Source organism: Marivirga arenosa, assembly GCF_030503895.2.
In the GTDB taxonomy this organism is placed as follows: domain Bacteria; phylum Bacteroidota; class Bacteroidia; order Cytophagales; family Cyclobacteriaceae; genus Marivirga; species Marivirga arenosa.
The window spans coordinates 3,401,862-3,419,978 of sequence record NZ_CP129970.2 but is presented as its reverse complement, the minus strand read 5'-3'; the positions used below and the strand labels follow the sequence as shown (position 1 = coordinate 3,419,978).

Genomic DNA, 18,117 nt, shown 5'->3' with positions numbered 1-18,117 from the left:
TTTAATAATTATGGTAATTACTTAAAATTTAAAACGTAATTCCATTATGATAGAGCAAGTAACAGACGATAATTTAGAGCAGGAGTTAAAAAGTAATGAAAGAGTAGTTGTTAAATTTTATGCTGATTGGTGTGGAGTTTGTAAAGCATTCAACCCACAATTTGAAAGAATGGTTGCAGACTCACCTAGTAACATCAAATTCTTAGAAATCAATGCACCTGATAACCCAAAAGCAAGATTATCAGCTGGTGTATATAGTTTACCATTTTTTGCAAGTTATGAAAATGGAGAATTAAAGGATAAAATATCAAGTGCTGATAAAAGCAAAGTTCAAGACCTTATTGATAATTTACTTCCTGAAAAGGAATTAAATTAAAAAAACCGGCCAAAAGGCCGGTTTTTTTGTTTTTTCCACTAAAATGAACACCATTATTCATTTTCATATTTCTCTTTAAACTTTTTATACAGTCTTTGTTGGTGAGCCTCCAACGTAACTTGTCGGCCTTCAATAAAAACATATTCAAGTTTATTTCCTTCCATATCTAATATATCTCCTTTTGAAATTACCAATGAAGCTATTTTATCTTTTTCAAGACTTCCAATTTTATCTGAAACACCCATTATTTCAGCCGGATTTAAACTTACCATTTGTAAAGCTTCTTCTTTTGAAAGTCCGTAAGCAGCGGCTGTTCCTGCACTAAAAGGTAAATTCCTAACTTGCATTACTGAACCCCATTGACCAATTGCCACTTTTAACCCAGCCTTATGTAGTAAATAAGGAGTTTTATAAGGCATGTCTACTGCATCAGAATTCCTACTTGGTAGTCTTAATGTCTCTTCAACTATAATTGGAATTTCATTTTCCAATAAAAAGTCTTTAACATAATAAGCTTGGTCACCTCCTACCAGTACCATCTTCTGAACTCCCACAGATTGAGCAAATTGAATAGATTCTAATATCTCTTTTGCTCTGTCAGTATGAATATAAAGAGTTTTACTTCCATCAAATAAGCCTTTCATGGCTTCAAGCTTAAGATTAGTAACTTCAGTAGAACTTAATTCACTATAAGATACTGCGTCATTAAAGAATACCTTAAGCTCTTCATATTGCTTATCATATTCTTTATTTTCTCTCCACTCTGTTTCTCCTAACCACCATCTTGGATATTGTAATTTTGAAGGCCAATTCAGATGAATTCCTTCATCATTCTTTAATACCGCATCTTCCCAGTTCCATGCATCTAAATCCATTACGGAACTACTTCCTGATATCCTTCCCCCTCTTGGTGTGGTCTGTGCATAAAGCACTCCGTTAAATCGGGTGGTAGGTATAATTTCAGAATCTGTATTATAAGCGATTAATGCTCTAACATTAGGATTAAACTCACCTGTTTCATCCTGATCACGAGTAGCTCTAACTGCTGAGATTTCTTCTAATCCCATAATGGTATTACTGGCTATTAATCCAGGATATACATGCATACCTTCAGCATCAATTACTTTATACGAGGATAGATCTAATCTGACTTTTGATGCATCTGCAACATTTGTGATTACTCCATTCTCAAAAGTGATAACTGAATTCTCAATTACTTCACCATTTCCAATGTGAGCGGTTGCATTCATAATAGCTATCGGCTCTTTTTGCGGTTCACCTGGTGCAGGAACTTGAGCATGAGCTAATATGCTGCAAAAACTCAATATTACTATTCCTATTATTTTAAATATCTTCATGTCCACTTACTTTAAAGATGAATAATTTTGAATTTCAGTCTCACACTCATATATAATTTGAGATTTAGGCATTACTTTTTGAGTAGGTTTACCATTAGACTTAGCACCTCTCATTTTATTAACCAATCTTGCTCTTTCAGCTTGGATAGCGTCTAATTTTGCTTCTTGTTCTTCTCTATCAAAGAATACTGTACCCTCAATTATCGTTTTATCTGCTTTAGCATAAATTGAAAGAGGTTCATCTGTCCACAAAACAACATCCGCATCTTTTCCTTCTTTAATGCTTCCCATCCTATCATCTAAATGAAGTAATTTGGCAGGATTTAAGGTTACCATTTTTAGAGCTTCCTCAACTGGAACATCACCATATTTCATAGTTTTACCGGCTTCTTGATTTAGTCTTCTACCCATCTCTGCATCATCTGAATTGATCGCGGTAACAACCCCCTCACCACTCATTAAAGCTGCATTATAAGGTATCGCATCATTCACTTCAAATTTGTAAGCCCACCAATCTGAAAATGTTGAGCCTCCAACTCCGTGTTCTTTCATTTTGTCAGCTAATTTATAGCCTTCTAAAATATGTGTAAATGTATTAATTCTAAAGCCATGTCTTTCAGCTACCTTCATGAGCATATTAATCTCTGACTGCACATAAGAGTGGCAAGTAATAAATCGATCACTGTTAAGAATTTCAACTAAGGTTTCTAATTCCATATCCTTTCTTGGAGCCGCAGTATTCGCTTGATCTCTTTTTGATAATTGATTGTAGGATTTCCATTCTGCTTCATACTCTCTTGCTCTTGTAAAAGCATCCTCAAACACTTGCTCTGCTCCCATTCTAGTTTGAGGGAATCTTACAGTGTTTCTTTCTCCCCAGTTAGACTGCTTCACATTTTCTCCCAATGCAAATTTTATGAATTTATCAGACCATGATATTTTCATTTCTTCAGGACTATATCCCCACTTTAATTTTACAATGGCCGATCTACCTCCGATTGGGTTAGCAGAGCCATGTAATAATTGAGAAGCCACAACTCCCCCTGATAATTGACGATAAATATTGATATCTTCTGAATCAACTACGTCCTCAATATTAACTTCAGCAGTAACAGATTCAGATCCTTCATTTACTCCTCTGCTAATTGCAATATGAGAGTGCTCATCAATAATTCCAGGTGTTAAATGCTTTCCTGTTCCATCAATCTCTCTAGCATTTGAAGCACTTAAATTTTTACCGATTTTAGATATTTTACCATTTTCTAATAAAACATCAGTATTTTCTAATACTCCATCTTCTTCGTTGGTCCAAACGGTTGCATTTTTAATAAGAATAGTTTCGGATTTCGGCTTCGTTTCATTCCCATGGGCAACAAATGGGTATATAAGATTTCCGATGCTTTCAGATTCTTCATCATCAGGAGATTTTTCTTTAACTTCTTCAGACTCTTCGTTATCAGCATTTTTTCTAGCCGACCATTCAACCCAACTACCATCTGCTATTCTTGCTTTACCAGCTAGTCCATCTTTAGTTAACCACCCAGACATACGAACTGCACCTATTGATTCGTTTTCCTCATCCGTGAATGAAAGTGAAATTAGCTGCTTCTTTATATCTGATTTTAATTTGTATGATGTGCTATCATTTATAACAATCTTGAAATCTTCACTTCCAGATTTTCCACTAACCATTAAATTATATTCTTGCTCTCCTACTGAAAGATCATATTTACCCGCCAAATCGGGAGAGGCAATATCATGATATTTGTATCCATTACCTTGTACCCAGTTCTCATAAATTTTGGTTCCCTTTTGAACAGGACTTCCATCAGTTATTATAAAATTGGCAATTTTTCCTTTTGATAAACTTCCTAACCTATCATCCATTTTAATTAATCTTGCAGGAGTGATCGTTAGAGCTTTTAAAGCTTCCTCTTCTGAAAAACCTACTTCGATAGATTTTGAAAGCATTTCTTGAAGCTTGCTAACGTCTTTTAATCCATCAGCAGTAATAGAAAAATTAATACCTTTATCCTTAAGCATTTTTAAATTATAAGGAGCCATTTCCCAATGCTTCATTTCAGCTAAACTTACATTTAATGCATCAAATGGATCTTCTACATCATACGCTTCAGGATAGTTTACAGGAATGATTAGAGAAGCATTTGTAGCACCAATCTCATCTAATCGCTGATACTCATCTCCATTTCCTTTAATGATATATTGAACACCAAATTCATCACCTAAATGATCAGCTCTTAATACATATAATTTATCACCTCCAACTTCAAATATTTGAGGATGAGCTTTATTCTTATTAAATGCGGCTAATGAAATATCAACCATCTCATTCTGTGATGCATACCATTTAGCATCTAAATAATTTTGCCTGATCAATGCAATTGCCCCCATTAATGAAGACGGATTATCTTGGGTAGAACTTCCTTTATCAAATGAAAAATGTTGGGAAGCTTTCTCTTTTAAGATGATTTCATTTTCAGGACCATCATGTAGCGCTACAACTGCTCCAGTTCCTCTAATTAAACCATCCTTATTATGAGTAAGTACCGTTCCAAAACCAGCCTTTCTTAATTTTTCAGCTTCAGAATCTTTAGCTGTGAAGGCTTCGTAAGCATTAAAATATGCTCTTATGGCATCATTTGTATTGTAAGCGCCTTCTTTTTTAGGTCCTAATTGTGGTCCATTACTTCTTTGACTTTTCACTTCAGGTAGCCCATAATTATTGGATAATTCAATAAAAGAAGGATAAATATGTTTACCTCCTAAATCATGAATTATAGCACCCTCAGGAATACTAACATTGGTTCCCGCTGCTATGACCTCTCCTTTTTTAATAATTAAGGTAGCTGATTCAAGAGTAGTCTTATAATCAACATGTAGTGTCGCATTTGTAAAAGCATGCAGGCCCGGTCTTTCATCTTTCACACCATTAACATAATAGGTTTCCTGTGCATAAGAAGAAAAGAACCATAAGCTAAAACAAGCTATGAGTAGTTTTTTCATCATATATATTTTTAAAATTAAGTAATCGAAAATAGTATTTTTTTAATAATAAAAGAATCAATACATAACCTATTATTTTATTGGTGCTTTATAGGTTTTAATGGAATGCTTTATTGCTCACATTAAAACAACTTTTTTAACAATTAACAAAAAAGGAGAGTTAGTTACTATGGGATATAAATCTTTGTTTTACGCCAACAAACCATTATTTTAGAAAACAAACGACCATAACTCTCCAAAAAGAATGAAGAAATTTTTAAATAAACATTTAATATCCATAGCGATAATAACAGTTTCAACCCTGATATTATTAAGTGTTATTCTTTCCTTTTATAACAAAAAAGTGATGAGCGAGGCCTTAGAAACACAAGAGCAAGCTGATCTTGTGTTCCGTACCGCTGAAAACACATTATTGAATATTCGGCAAATGGATATTAGTGGTAGAGGATATGCTCTTATTCGAGAAGAAGGATTTTTATTTTGGAGTGTTGAACAAGCCAAAAAACAAAATAGAGAAAATTTCAAAACCCTTGATAGTTTATTTGCCATTCAAGGTTATTCTGATCCTGTAAATTATCCTAGAGTAAAAGCTGGATATAGAAAATATGTGGACTTGTATGAGGAAATGGTGAATCATTTGAAGAATGATGATCTTGAGGCTTATAAAGATTTATTAAGAGAAGATTTCGGTAAAACATTTTGGCCAATAAATGATGCCTTTACTACAGAATTATATGAATTTGAAGAAAATTTAGTAGAAGAAGCACAAGCAGCATATGAAAGTGCAATTCTACAAAATACAATAGTTCAATTGCTACTTCTACTCATTGGGCTACCTACCTTAATATTTATATTTATTAAATTAAGAAGGGATGAAAAGAAACGGATTGAACTGCTGATTAACCTTAGAGAGAATAATAAAAAATACCTTTTTAATGATGGCGATACAAGGTTTAGAGGTGCTGCTAAAATCTTAAACGGTTCCATTGAGAATTTGAAAAAAGCGGCAAATTATGTAAAAAATGTAGCATCAGGTAATTTTGATATCAGTTGGGATGGGATAACGGAGGAAAATAAGGTGCTTAATCAAGATAATTTAGCTGGTCAGCTGATTGAAATGAAAAAGCAAATGGAAAATGCTGACATTGAAAACAAAAAAAGAATTTGGTCAACTGAAGGGCTTTCTAATTTGAGTGAAATCATCAGAAACAGTGAACAAAATACAGAGGAATTAACTTTTGAAGCCACAAAATACTTAACAGAGTATTTAGGTGCTCAACAAGGTAGTTTATTTATTTTGATGGAAGATGAGGAGAATGAAAAAGATATGTACCTAGAATTATCGGCAGCATATGCATTTGATAGAAGAAAATATATAAATAAAAGAATAGAAATTGGACAAGGTTTAGTGGGTCAAACTTACAGAGAAAAGGAAACCTTAGTGCTCACTGAAATACCGCAAGATTATACTTTTATCACATCAGGATTGGGAGATTCAACACCTTCCTGCCTCACCATAGTTCCTATGAAGTATAATGAAGAAATTCAATCATTAATTGAATTAGCATCATTCAAAGTATTTAAAAAGCATGAGATTGAATTCCTTGAGAAAGCAGGTGAATATATAGCTTCAGCAATTGCTACCACACAAAATAACGACAAAACCAGAATACTTTTAGAACAAATGCAACAACAAGCTGAAGAAATGAGAGCCCAGGAAGAGGAGTTAAGACAAAATATGGAAGAATTAGAAGCTACTCAAGAAGAAATGAGAAGGAAAGAAAGAATGATGGAACAAAAGATGAAAAATAGTGAAAACTAGTTGTTTTCACTATTATAATTTAAATTCGAAGGAATTCTTACCATTAACAATAATCCCATACCAATAGCAAAGAACAATCCCAATGCAATGGTGCTATTTCTCATGCTACCTGTCCATTGTTCAATAAATCCATACGAAAAGGTACCAATTACAACTGCAATCTTTTCAGTTACATCGTAAAAACTAAAGTAAGAGGCTTCGTCATGTGAATTTTGAGGCATTATTTTAGAATATGTACTTCTGGATAGTGATTGAATTCCTCCCATAACCAAGCCAACAATAAAAGCCAATAAATAGAATTGGTAATCAGTATAAACAAAATAGGCATAAATACATATGCCTACCCATATCACTAACATATTCAACAATGAAAACTTATTTGTTTTCTTTTTTGATATATAAGCAAAACCATAGGAGCCAATTATGGCTACCGCATTAATTATGATAATAGTGATAATTAATTTATTACCAGGTAGGTTTAATTCTTTGCTCCCAAATGAAGCCGCCATATACATTACGGTCTGAACTCCCATACTATAAAAGAAAAAAGAACTCAAGAAATATTTTAATATAGGTTGGCTGTTAAGTTCCTTAAATACTTTTATAATCTCTTTATAACCGCTTACAATTATAGATCTGGAATAATTAATTTCTTTCTTAACTTCCTTTAATGCCCTAAAAGTAATTTGAGCAAAACCAATCCACCATAAGCCTACAGTTAAAAAAGAAAACCTAGCTATAATTCCAGTCTTTTCAAGTCCAAACCAGTCGGGATTTGAAATACATACTAGATTGATAACCAATAAAATTATGCTACCAATATAACCAAGGGAATAGCCCTTAGCACTGATCATATCATGCTTATCTGGAGTAGCAATTATAGGTAAAAAGGCATTATAGAAAACTAAACTCCCTGTAAACCCTATACTAGCTAATACAGAACATATTATGGCCCATTCAACATTTTCACCTGTAAAAAAGAATAGACCTATACATGATAAGCCTCCTAGGTATGTGAAAAACTGCATAAAAGATTTCTTATTAGAAGTATAATCCGCAATACCAGATAGTAAGGGCGATATAATTGCCACAATCAAAAAGCTAAATGATATTGCAAAAGAATAAAGCGCAGTATTTACTAGTTTAAAGCCAAAAAAATCAACCACATCTCCATTAAAAGCATTTTGTGTGGCTGTATTATAGAAAACGGGAAAAATAGAAGATTTAATTACTATTGCATAGACTGAATTGGCCCAGTCGTACATACACCATGCATTGATAGTTTTTGAATTATTTATCTGCACAATTATCTAATTATGGTTCAGGAGACAAAAAAAAACCTCATTTCGTTTTAGAAATGAGGTTTTCTATATTAACAATGAAAATTATAATAAAGAATTAGATTTATCTTTATTAGTTAATTTCAAAGTATTATACATTAACTTTCTAGCATTTGCTTTTCTTAATTTCTGCTGAACGTCCGTAACAATACCCATTTTTGCTTCACTATCAATTTTTAAAGCAATGGTAATTTTATCACGTTCTGCCTCCGATAACTTATCTTTCTCTTTAGAAACCCAAAGAAGAACATCTCTTGGTTCAATAAATACATCGTTAGCTTGAATCTTAGCTTCACCACCAAACTTTTCAGTTTGCTTTGGCTTACCAATGTATAAATAACTAACCAATGATTTTCTTTCGATCTTTTTCAATTGAGTTGCCTTAGGTATTTTTTGTTCAACTTTTATTTCAGTCTCTCTCAATACCGTAGTCACCATAAAAAAGAACAGGAGCATGAAGATAATATCAGGAAGTGCAGAAGTAGGTATTTCCTGACTTGCACTGGTTTTTTTCTTAAACTTTGACATAACTTATCCTCCTATGTTTGTTGGTTCCGCAATTGAAATCGCCATTGGAATATCACCTTTACCTTTTTCGTAAAGAGCCTTTTCCTTAGGATTCTTTAAATCTAATGATCTATATTCATCAGCCGTAATACCTGCTCTATCAGCATAAATCTGATAGTATGCACCTTGCAGCTGATCTAATACATTAATATAAATCTCATAACTTGTCCCTCTATCTGTTTTAAAGGAAACAATTGCATCTTGTGGGCTTTCCGCTAGATCATCACTATTGTTAGGATTTAAAACATGCTCAATAAGCATCTCTTTAATCTTAGTATAATCATCAAGCCTCTCTCCTTCAACCAACAATCTGTCAGCTGAGTTGATAGCTACTTTAAAAAGGTTTCTATCTTTAATTTTAACATCAATCTGCTCAGCATCATCCGGCTCAGGAGGCAATGTTAAAGTTAAACCCTTATCTGATGCAATGGTAGTAGTTACAAGAAAGAATATTAACAATAAGAATGCAATATCGGCCATTGAACCGGCATTCACCTCTGCTGTTGCTCTTCCTTTACTTCTAGCCATTATCTTATTAGTTTACTGATTTCAGAATAAACAATAGATATTACTGCAATCCCCATTAATAGATAAGTAGTGATTAAAACACCACCAATTACTTGAGAAGATGTGCTTGTAATATCGAATTTTATGTATTTAGCAGTTACTTCGTCACCTGAAATACTCCAACTGACAACGTAAATTACACCGATTGCCACAACCCCAATCAAAGATTTTAAAAGACTTTTGGGTTGACTAAGCGCACTGATTAAAGGTAATACAATAGCTCCTAATGCAGCTACAATTACCAATAAATATGCGCCATATAATAATATATCAACAAATTCCATTTAGTTAAACTTTAAAGGTTAAACTTATTTAGTAAGATTATGCTTTACTAAAATATCCACTAAAGCAATAGAAGCATCTTCCATCTGGTTTACTAAAGAATCTACTTTAGAAACGCAATAGTTATAGAATAATTGTAAGATAACCGCAACAATCAAACCTGCAACAGTTGTTAATAAGGCTACTTTAATACCTCCAGCAACCAAAGATGGAGAAATATCACCCGCAGCTTCAATAGCATCAAATGCACCAATCATACCGATTACAGTACCCATGAAACCTAACATTGGAGCAAGAGAGATAAATAATGAAATCCATACTAAACCTCTTTCTAAACGTCCCATTTCAACAGAACCGTAAGAAATTACAGATTTCTCAACCATTTCAACACCTTCTGACATTCTCATCAAACCTTGAGTAAAGATAGATGCAACTGGACCTCTTGTATTTTTAGTTACTTCTTTAGCTGCTTCAACACCACCTTGATTTAAAGCGTCTTCTACATTAGCTAATAATTTATTAGTATTTGTAGTAGCTAAGTTTAAAGTAATGATTCTTTCAATAGCAATTGCTAATCCTAAGATTAAACAAATTAATACTACTGACATGAATTCCCATCCACCTTCGATAAACTTCTCTTTTACAATTTGGTGAAAGCCTTGCTCTTCAACAACTTCTTCCTCTTCAACAACTGCAGTTGCAGTAGTGTCTACTTCAGACTCATCCATTGCAGCAGAATCAGCTTCTGCAGCAGCAGAATCACTTTCCATAGCTGTTGTGTCATTTTCCATTTCAGAAGTCGCTGCTTCCTCATCTTGAGCAATTGCATTGCCATTAAAACCGAATACTAGTGCTCCGGTCATCATCATTAAAACAAATAGCTTTTTCATAGTTAAGTTGTTTGTAATTTTCCTTTTTTAGTTATTGTATGTTAGTTAAATGAAAACTAAGTCCAATTTTACACAAATATCAACAAACAGAAAATTATTTTAGCAATTCTTTAAGCCCAATCTCTATTATTTAATCAAATAACATCAAAAAGATTTAATTTATTACTTAAAAATGCGGAGAAGGAGGGATTCGAACCCTCGGTACCCGTGAAGGTACACTCGCTTTCCAGGCGAGCCCGATCGACCACTCTGGCACCTCTCCCTCTATCTGTAAATATTTAGTTCTCGATTGAACTCTTTTCAAACGTGCACAAATAAATTAATAATTTATTCTTCATGCAAGTGCATTTTGTCAAATGGTAAATTTAAATACGCAATTGAGTTGCGAATTGAAGAATAGTATTTAATAATATAATTATTTAATGTGAATACACTTATAACTATTCCATTTCACCTCTTAATGGCTTAATTAAATAGTTATGTTGTAGTTCTTTTGTTTTAGCATGACTAATAACGTACATCATTTTTGTAATCGCAGCCTCTGTTGTAATATCACTTCCACTAAATACACCAATAGATTGTAAATCCTTACTCGTTTGATATCTACCTTGAATAACCTTCCCTCCCATGCATTGCGATACATTCATTATTAGAACGCCTTTATTTATTGCTTTTTGTAGTGCATTAATGAACCATTTTTCAGTTGGAGCATTTCCTGAACCAAAAGTTTCAATAACTAATCCCTTTAATCCATCAATTGATAACACCCCCTCTACGAGCGCTTTCGATATACCTGGAAACACTTTAAGAATAGCCACTTCCTGTTGAATATTTTTTCGGACCTTTAATTCAGCATCTTGTTGATAAGGTCTGAGTGCAGCGAAATTATATTCTATTATTATTCCCGCTTCCGCCAATACTGGATAATTTTCACTTTGAAAGGCATCAAATTGAACACTTTCAACTTTCTTAGCCCTATTTGCTCTGAGAAGTAGATTATCAAAATATATACAGACTTCAGAAACGATAGGACGTTGGTTTAATTTCTGACTTGCAATCTCAATAGCCGTTATTAAATTCTCCCTCGCATCAGATCTTGCAGCACCAATAGGAAGTTGAGCGCCTGTAAAAATCACCGGTTTATTCAATCCTTCCAACATAAAGCTTATTGCTGAAGCAGTATAAGCCATAGTATCAGTACCGTGGATTACTATAAATCCGTCATAAGCATCATAATACTCTTCAACTAAGCTAGCAATATCATCCCAGTGTGAAGGGTTTACGTCCGAAGAATCAATTAAATTATTGAATGAGGCTACCGATATTTTGAGATTAAAGTTTTTAAGAGAAGGAACCTCATCTAATATATTTTGAAAATCAAAAGGCACCAGGGCTTGTTGTTCATTGAATACCATGCCTAATGTACCTCCAGTATAGATTATCATGATCGCACAATCAGGAGCTTTAGGTGTGGCGGTATCAATGTGTATTAGTTTATAGTACTGCTTCATTAGGAAAACAATTCAGTAGCATTTTTGCTAGTAATTTCGATCAAATCGGACTTAGACATTTCTTTAAGATCAGCTAACTTTTGAGCAATTAGGTCCAAAAAAGCTGGCTCATTTCTTTTACCTCTTTTAGGCGTTGGGGCTAAATAAGGTGCATCTGTCTCCAAAACTATTCTATTAAGATCAATATCAGGAATATGTTCTGCAAGGCCGCCATTTTTAAAGGTTACCACCCCTCCTATTCCTATAAAAAACCCTAAATCAATCACTTTTTGAGCTTCTTCGGCAGTACCAGTGAAACAATGGAAAACACCTTTTAGCTTATCATCATTCATTTTTTTGATAATATCATAAGTATCATCAAAAGAATCTCTGCAATGAAGAATTACAGGTATTTGATGATCCTTGGCAAATTGCACTTGTATTCTAAGTGCTTCTTTTTGTTGTTCTATTAAACTTTTATCCCAATAATAATCTAAACCTATTTCACCAACAGCAGCAAACTTTCTCTTATTCAGCCAATCTTCAACTTCGTAAAGCTGTTTTTCAAAATGCTTTTCAACAGAGCAGGGATGAACACCCATAGTAGCGATAGCGTTAGAAAACTTTTCTTCCACTTCTAACATGGGCTCAATTGACTCATGATCGATATTGGGCATATAGAAGCGTTTTACTCCAGCCTCTTCTGCCCTTTCCATCATTTCCTGTCTATCTTCATCAAATTTATCTACATATAAATGTGCGTGTGTTTCAATCATCCTTTAGCAAATTTTCTTCCTTTCCATTTCACGGGCAAAGGTAAGATATAATAGAAAAGAAGTGCAATAGAAATGAAACCACTGTAGAATTCAAATATAAAAAGATTGCTTAAAGGCACATATTGATTTAGCCTTTCTAATATTTTATTGATAAAAAGACTCTGTAAAGTAATTTTTAAACCAAATAATGGAATAGCAACAAATGGATTAACAAAAATTAGAGCAAGCATTGCTGGATAATAGAATGCTTGAAAAATTAATAGAGTCAACATAAAGGGCGGTAGTTTCATAGCTCCAGCCATCCATCTTTTTCGTTGATTCATTAAATTCCAAAATCCTCTAGTTGCAAATGTTCTAACCAGACTATCCTCATTTGCTAATTGTTGGTAGCGGTAACCTTGTTTTGCTACTGCCTGAAATAAAGCAAAGTCTTCAGTAACTGAAAACGGAATATTTTTATAGCCTCCCACTTTATCATAGGCTTCCCTACTTACCATCATATTATTTCCCACTCCAGTAACAGGAATTTTCCAACCGCTTACAATTTTCACCATACCTAAAGCTAAACTCCAATCAATCATCTGCATACTTGAAAAGAAGTCTTTTGCTTTTATTATCGTAAATCCACTTTGTATTCCAGCCCCATCTTTCCAACATGCTAATTGTTTCATTAACCAACTACTTGGCACTTCAACATCACCATCTGTAATCATCATATACTCACCTTTTGACTTTTCAGCCAGTTGCTCTAAAACATTAGCTTTAGCATCAAGATGAGCAATTTTTTTATCAATTGGGATGTAGAAAAAATTATTGGTCTCTTTATCCCACTCTTTTAATATTTTAGTAGTTCCGTCAGTTGAACCGTCATCTCCCATCAAAACTTCATATTTATCATCAGGATAATCGAGTTTTTCTAAGGAATTTAACGCATAATTTACGGTATGAACTTCATTTCTTACGGCTAATAAAATGGATATGAAAGGCAATTCACCTTCATAAGGTTTTGGGTTTTCAGCTTTTGGTTTCCAAGCCATCCATAATATTAAGTCCATGAAGATTACCATAAGAATAATCGACAAAAGGCTTAAGTACAGATAGGTCATAGTTTTTCAAATTTGTATCCAATATCGGAAAAATGTTTGAGATACAAAGGTAGAAATTGCAATATTTTATCTTTAGATTTAAGATTATCATGAAATACTATAATACTACCGTTAGAAGAATTTTGAATACTTTTTTTAAGAATAGTATTTGCCGAAATATTTCGGTTATAATCTTTTGACAAAACATCCCACATGATAAAGTTGTAATACTTTTGTTTTAATTTCTGGACAGATTTGAAAGTGAATTGACCATATGGTGGTCGAAATAGTTTTACTTCAGGTTTAATATGCTTTTCAATTTCTTTTTGACATAGCTCTACATTTTCTAAGTATACATTCAAGTCGCTTTTCCATGCTTTTAAATGATTAAAAGTGTGATTTCCAACTTGATGATTTGCTTGAATTAATTGTTCAAAAATTTGGGGATGCTTTCTGATATTATCTCCCACACAAAAGAAAGTTGCCTTCGCATTAAAATCCTTTAGAATGGCTAGAATTTCATTTGTTAGATTAGGAATAGGCCCATCATCAAAAGTAGGAAAAATAATTTTATGATCTGTATTTACTTTCCATTGAAATGATGGAAAGATATTTTGAATGATTTTAGGAGTTTTATAAAAAGCAAAATCAGACATGATATTTACATGCTAATAATGTGATATCATCTGAAAGTGGTCTTTTTCCAATGAAATCATCAATCTTATCTAATATAGCCGAAATAATTCTTTCAGGGGTTGCAGAAATATATTGACTCAAAATTTCCATTACCCGCTCAGGCCCAAATTCTTCTTCAGCTTCATTGAAGGCCTCTGTTAATCCATCAGTATAAAGTAATAAGGTTTGGGGTGAATCAATAGAAGCTGTTCCGATCTCTAAAAATGGAATTTCATTTAACGCACCTAATACTAGGGTTCCTTTTTCCAGTTTTTCAATGCTATGGTCTGATGAAACTAAAAATGGTGGATTATGTCCAGCATTAACATATTTCAAAGTTTTCTCTTTCAAATCTATAATTGCTATAAAAAAAGTAATGAAATTCTCTCCTTTAGCACTTTCGAAAACCTGATAATTTAAATCATGGATAATCTCTTCTAAATCTGTTGTCTTACGTAGAAGCGTTCTTAGAGAAGCTTGAAAATTTGACATTAACAAAGCGGCAGGTACTCCTTTACCGGAAACATCGGCAATGCAAACCATTTTTTGATGTTCATTGATGGATTTCCAATCATAATAATCTCCTCCAACTGTATGATGAGGAGAATAATGAGCGTCTATACTGAAATTATCATTCTCAGGTAAAGATTTGGGAAATAGTAGTTGCTGAACTTTTTTAGCAATTTCCATTTCCTTGGCAATAACTTCCTGTTTCAGTCTTTCCCTAGCCATTTTTTTATTCTCAATGGCCACCATTATAATATTGGAAAGTGCTTGAATGAAGTTTAAATGATTTTCAATGTATTCTCTTTCCTCTGCATTTGCCACACCACCTAAAAAAACAACTGCTAGTAAATCATTTTTGTGATATACAGGAATTGCCACATCAAATTCATCAAATGGAGAATCTACTAAATCAGATGGAAACAAAATCTTACCTTTTTCTACAATTTGATATGCGTTTGAATCTATGGAATTATAATCTTTTTTAGTACCGAATGATAGTTTAGGAATCCATTGTTTATCATCTTGAACCACCAACATCAATTTCGATAACTTTAGGTTTGCCCTTAAAGTGAAATTATAAATTTTGTATAAAGATTCTTCTGGAAGATTTTCATTGATTGCCTGAGTAATTTCAAGTAAGGCATCAAGTTCTAACTCCTTCAGTTCATATCGGTTCGCTATGTTCAAGGCTGTACTCATTTCTAAACGTGAAGTTAATCAATACTATTGAGAATATTAATAATGTAAAAGGAAATGAAAATAATGAGGTTCAATTCTCAGAAATTAGGATAAACAAGAGATAATAAATCCGCTTGTAATGAAATTTATCACGATTATTAACCACCCACTTAAAACTCTTTATGAATCTGTTGATTATTATATATATTAGATCAAAATCTTAACTATGAAAAAATACTTACTTTTTATTCTAGCCATTGCTATTTATTCATGTAGTGCTTTAAAAACAAATCAAAGTGATAGTCCTGAAATATCAGAATTTGATAAACTCACTTCTGGAAAAGAAAAATTTAGTGGTTTTTTCAATTACTATTGGGATTCTGATGAAGGTAAAATCTATTTAGAAATAGATAAGCTGAACCAAGAGTTTATATATGTCAGTTATCTTTCTGCAGGTATTGGATCTAATGATATTGGACTTGACAGAGGACAAATTGGGAACAGTAAAATTCTTAAATTTGAAAAGATTGGAAACAAAATAATGGTATTTGAGCCTAATTATAAATTTAGAGCTCAAACTGAAAACCCTGCCGAAAAGAAAGCAGTACAAGATGCATTTGCTCATTCTGTTATTCATTCATTTGAGATTAAAGCCTCAAATGATTGGTCTTATATTGTTGATGCTACTGATTTTTTTATTAGAGACGCCCACGGTGTGGTGAAAAGACTAAAAAGTGCTAAAGAAGGCAATTACAGTTTAGATAAAAGTCGATCAGCTTTCAATATGGATGGCTCCGGAAATTTTCCGAAAAATACCGAATTAGATTTTTGGATTTCATATAAAGGACAAGCTTCAGGAAGAGAAATTTACAGTGTTAGTCCGGATGCTGATAATATTACCGTAAGGCAACATCATTCCTTTGTGCAATTACCAGAAAAAGGATTTGAGGCTAGGAAATTTGATCCAAGAGCTGGTTATTTTACGACCGCATACAAAGATTATGCAGTTCCAATTTCAGAAGACATCAACCAAAGATTAATAAACAAGCACAGATTAGAAAAGAAAGATCCCAGTGCTGAATTAAGTGAAGCAGTTGAACCCATCATTTATTATTTAGACCCGGGTACACCTGAACCTGTTCGATCAGCCTTGATGGATGGTGCTAAATGGTGGAATCAAGCTTTTGAAGCCGCTGGTTATAAAGACGCTTTTCAAGTAAAAATACTTCCAGAAGGCGCAGATCCGCTTGATATTCGATATAATGTTATTCAATGGGTACACCGCTCATCAAGAGGCTGGAGCTATGGCGCTAGTGTTGTGGACCCAAGAACTGGAGAAATTATTAAAGGCCATGTAAGCTTGGGGTCTTTAAGAGTGAGACAAGATTTTTTAATTGCAGAAGGTTTATTGGCCCCATATAAAGAAAATGAAGATAATCCAGCTATGCTAGAGATGGCATTGGCTAGATTAAGACAACTTGCAGCCCATGAAGTAGGTCACACATTAGGACTAGCTCATTCCTATGCTTCTAGTACAGAAAATGATGCCTCCGTAATGGATTATCCACACCCTAATATTGAATTAGACGAAAAAGGAAATATAACTCTAAAAAATGCATATGATACTAATATAGGCGAATGGGATAAATACGCTATTCGATATGGATATGAGAATATTCCAGATGATTCAGATGAAAAAGAATATTTAAATGGGATTATTCAAGAAGCAAATGAGAATGGCTTAAGTTTTATTTCTGATAGGGATGCAAGGGCTCAAGGCGGTGCTCATCCGCTAGCCCATTTATGGGATAATGGAAAAGATCCTGCTGTACAGCTAAATCATCTGTTAAAAGTGAGAAATAAAGCGCTGGAGAAATTCGGAGAAAATGTTATTCAATTTGATCAACCCATGGCTCAAATTCAAGAAGCTTTAATTCCAATTTACTTTTTACATCGCTATCAAGTTGAGGCAGCAGTAAAACTTGTCGGAGGTTTAGATTATTCCTATAAAATAAGAGACGATAAATTAAAAGAAATGAAGATTTTAGCTTCTGAATGGCAGCTAGAAGCGGCTAACAGCCTAGCTAATGCAGTATTAGCCGAAAACTTAGCAATTCCCGAAAAACTTTTACAACAGTTATATCCTCGACCATTAGGCTATTATGATAATAGGGAATTATTAAATGGTAAAACAGGTGTCAGTTTTGATGCCTTAGGAGCAGCAGAGCAAGCTTCTACTTTAGTTTTTGATTTATTATTTCATCCACAAAGGTTAAATAGAATGGTTGAATTCCACTCTAGAGATCGGAATAATCCAGGAATTGAGAAAGTGACTGAAATATTCAACAATACTTTATTTAATCAAAAAGTTAGTAATGATTATCATCAGGCTGTTAAACTAACTAGCCAAAATGTTTATATCAATCACATTATGAAAAGTATTAAAGATGGAAATGTATCTTCTTTAGCTAGAGCACAATTAATGTCTGAACTAAAAAATATTGATCAACAATATTTAAAAACAAACTACAGAAAAAGTGCTTTGGAAAACGCTAATATTGGCATGTTGAAGCAACAAATAAAGCTATTTTTGGAGCATCCTCAGGAATATAATCTTGCTCCAATTCCAAGTTTGCCACCTGGAAGTCCAATTGGAAGCTGTGATTTTTAATTCATCAAA

15 protein-coding genes and 1 tRNA gene are annotated in these 18,117 nt (G+C 33.3%); 3 read left to right on the top strand and 13 right to left on the bottom strand.

The features are described 5' to 3' along the window. Nucleotides 1-46: 46 nt before the first annotated feature. On the top strand, nt 47-376 hold the full coding sequence (locus QYS48_RS14835; protein ID WP_308356606.1) for a thioredoxin family protein: 330 nt from the start codon (nt 47-49) through the stop codon (nt 374-376). A gap of 53 nt (nt 377-429) precedes the next feature. Here the strand turns inward: QYS48_RS14835 and QYS48_RS14830 are convergent, their stop codons facing one another. Both QYS48_RS14830 and QYS48_RS14825 read right to left on the bottom strand, forming a co-directional pair. Beyond that, nucleotides 430-1,734 carry an amidohydrolase family protein gene (locus QYS48_RS14830; protein WP_308356604.1) on the bottom strand — a complete coding sequence of 435 codons (1,305 nt, stop codon included), beginning with the start codon at nt 1,732-1,734 and terminating at the stop codon, nt 430-432. Between the two features lie 6 nt (nt 1,735-1,740). Then, entirely contained in the window at nt 1,741-4,761 is a 3,021-nt protein-coding gene (locus QYS48_RS14825; protein ID WP_308356603.1) for an amidohydrolase family protein, read from the bottom strand. Nucleotides 4,762-5,002: 241 nt separating this feature from the next. On the opposite strand from QYS48_RS14825, the gene QYS48_RS14820 reads away from it, so the two are divergent. Then, nucleotides 5,003-6,580, top strand: a complete 1,578-nt coding sequence (locus tag QYS48_RS14820; protein WP_308356602.1) for a GAF domain-containing protein — start codon at nt 5,003-5,005, stop codon at nt 6,578-6,580. Here QYS48_RS14820 and QYS48_RS14815 read toward each other — a convergent pair. The 11 genes from QYS48_RS14815 to QYS48_RS14765 all read right to left on the bottom strand — a co-directional run bounded on the left by QYS48_RS14815 (nt 6,577) and on the right by QYS48_RS14765 (nt 15,458). Further along, nucleotides 6,577-7,884 (bottom strand): MFS transporter, encoded by a 1,308-nt coding sequence (locus tag QYS48_RS14815; protein ID WP_308356601.1) that lies wholly within the window; start codon nt 7,882-7,884, stop codon nt 6,577-6,579. The genes QYS48_RS14820 and QYS48_RS14815 overlap by 4 nt on opposite strands. 81 nt (nt 7,885-7,965) lie before the next feature. After that, complete coding sequence (locus tag QYS48_RS14810) at nt 7,966-8,448, bottom strand: biopolymer transporter ExbD (RefSeq protein ID WP_308356600.1); 483 nt, start codon at nt 8,446-8,448, stop codon at nt 7,966-7,968. A 3-nt stretch (nt 8,449-8,451) separates the two neighbouring features. Continuing rightward, nucleotides 8,452-9,015 (bottom strand): biopolymer transporter ExbD, encoded by a 564-nt coding sequence (locus tag QYS48_RS14805; protein ID WP_302124999.1) that lies wholly within the window; start codon nt 9,013-9,015, stop codon nt 8,452-8,454. Beyond that, nucleotides 9,015-9,338 carry a hypothetical protein gene (locus QYS48_RS14800; protein ID WP_308356599.1) on the bottom strand — a complete coding sequence of 108 codons (324 nt, stop codon included), beginning with the start codon at nt 9,336-9,338 and terminating at the stop codon, nt 9,015-9,017. The genes QYS48_RS14805 and QYS48_RS14800 overlap by 1 nt, the downstream gene beginning before the upstream one ends. Nucleotides 9,339-9,362: 24 nt before the next feature. Next, on the bottom strand, nt 9,363-10,226 hold the full coding sequence (locus QYS48_RS14795) for a MotA/TolQ/ExbB proton channel family protein (protein ID WP_308356598.1): 864 nt from the start codon (nt 10,224-10,226) through the stop codon (nt 9,363-9,365). 175 nt (nt 10,227-10,401) lie between these two features. Then, nucleotides 10,402-10,488 (bottom strand) — tRNA-Ser (locus QYS48_RS14790). Nucleotides 10,489-10,666: 178 nt separating this feature from the next. Continuing rightward, nucleotides 10,667-11,737: an asparaginase gene (locus tag QYS48_RS14785; protein ID WP_308356597.1), complete on the bottom strand. Its 1,071-nt coding sequence runs from the start codon at nt 11,735-11,737 to the stop codon at nt 10,667-10,669. Then, nucleotides 11,737-12,492, bottom strand: a complete 756-nt coding sequence (locus tag QYS48_RS14780) for a TatD family hydrolase (protein WP_308356596.1) — start codon at nt 12,490-12,492, stop codon at nt 11,737-11,739. The genes QYS48_RS14785 and QYS48_RS14780 overlap by 1 nt, the downstream gene beginning before the upstream one ends. Beyond that, the gene (locus tag QYS48_RS14775) at nt 12,489-13,547 is read right to left on the bottom strand and encodes a glycosyltransferase family 2 protein (RefSeq protein ID WP_308356595.1); all 1,059 of its coding nucleotides are present in this window, start codon (nt 13,545-13,547) and stop codon (nt 12,489-12,491) included. Before QYS48_RS14775 ends, QYS48_RS14780 begins: the two co-directional genes overlap by 4 nt. Before the next feature lie 47 nt (nt 13,548-13,594). Continuing rightward, nucleotides 13,595-14,233 (bottom strand): polysaccharide deacetylase family protein, encoded by a 639-nt coding sequence (locus QYS48_RS14770; RefSeq protein ID WP_308356594.1) that lies wholly within the window; start codon nt 14,231-14,233, stop codon nt 13,595-13,597. Next, complete coding sequence (locus QYS48_RS14765; protein WP_308356593.1) at nt 14,226-15,458, bottom strand: PP2C family protein-serine/threonine phosphatase; 1,233 nt, start codon at nt 15,456-15,458, stop codon at nt 14,226-14,228. Before QYS48_RS14765 ends, QYS48_RS14770 begins: the two co-directional genes overlap by 8 nt. A gap of 205 nt (nt 15,459-15,663) precedes the next feature. Between QYS48_RS14765 and QYS48_RS14760 the strand changes: the two genes are divergently transcribed. After that, nucleotides 15,664-18,108 (top strand): zinc-dependent metalloprotease, encoded by a 2,445-nt coding sequence (locus QYS48_RS14760; protein WP_308356592.1) that lies wholly within the window; start codon nt 15,664-15,666, stop codon nt 18,106-18,108. Nucleotides 18,109-18,117: the final 9 nt, after the last annotated feature.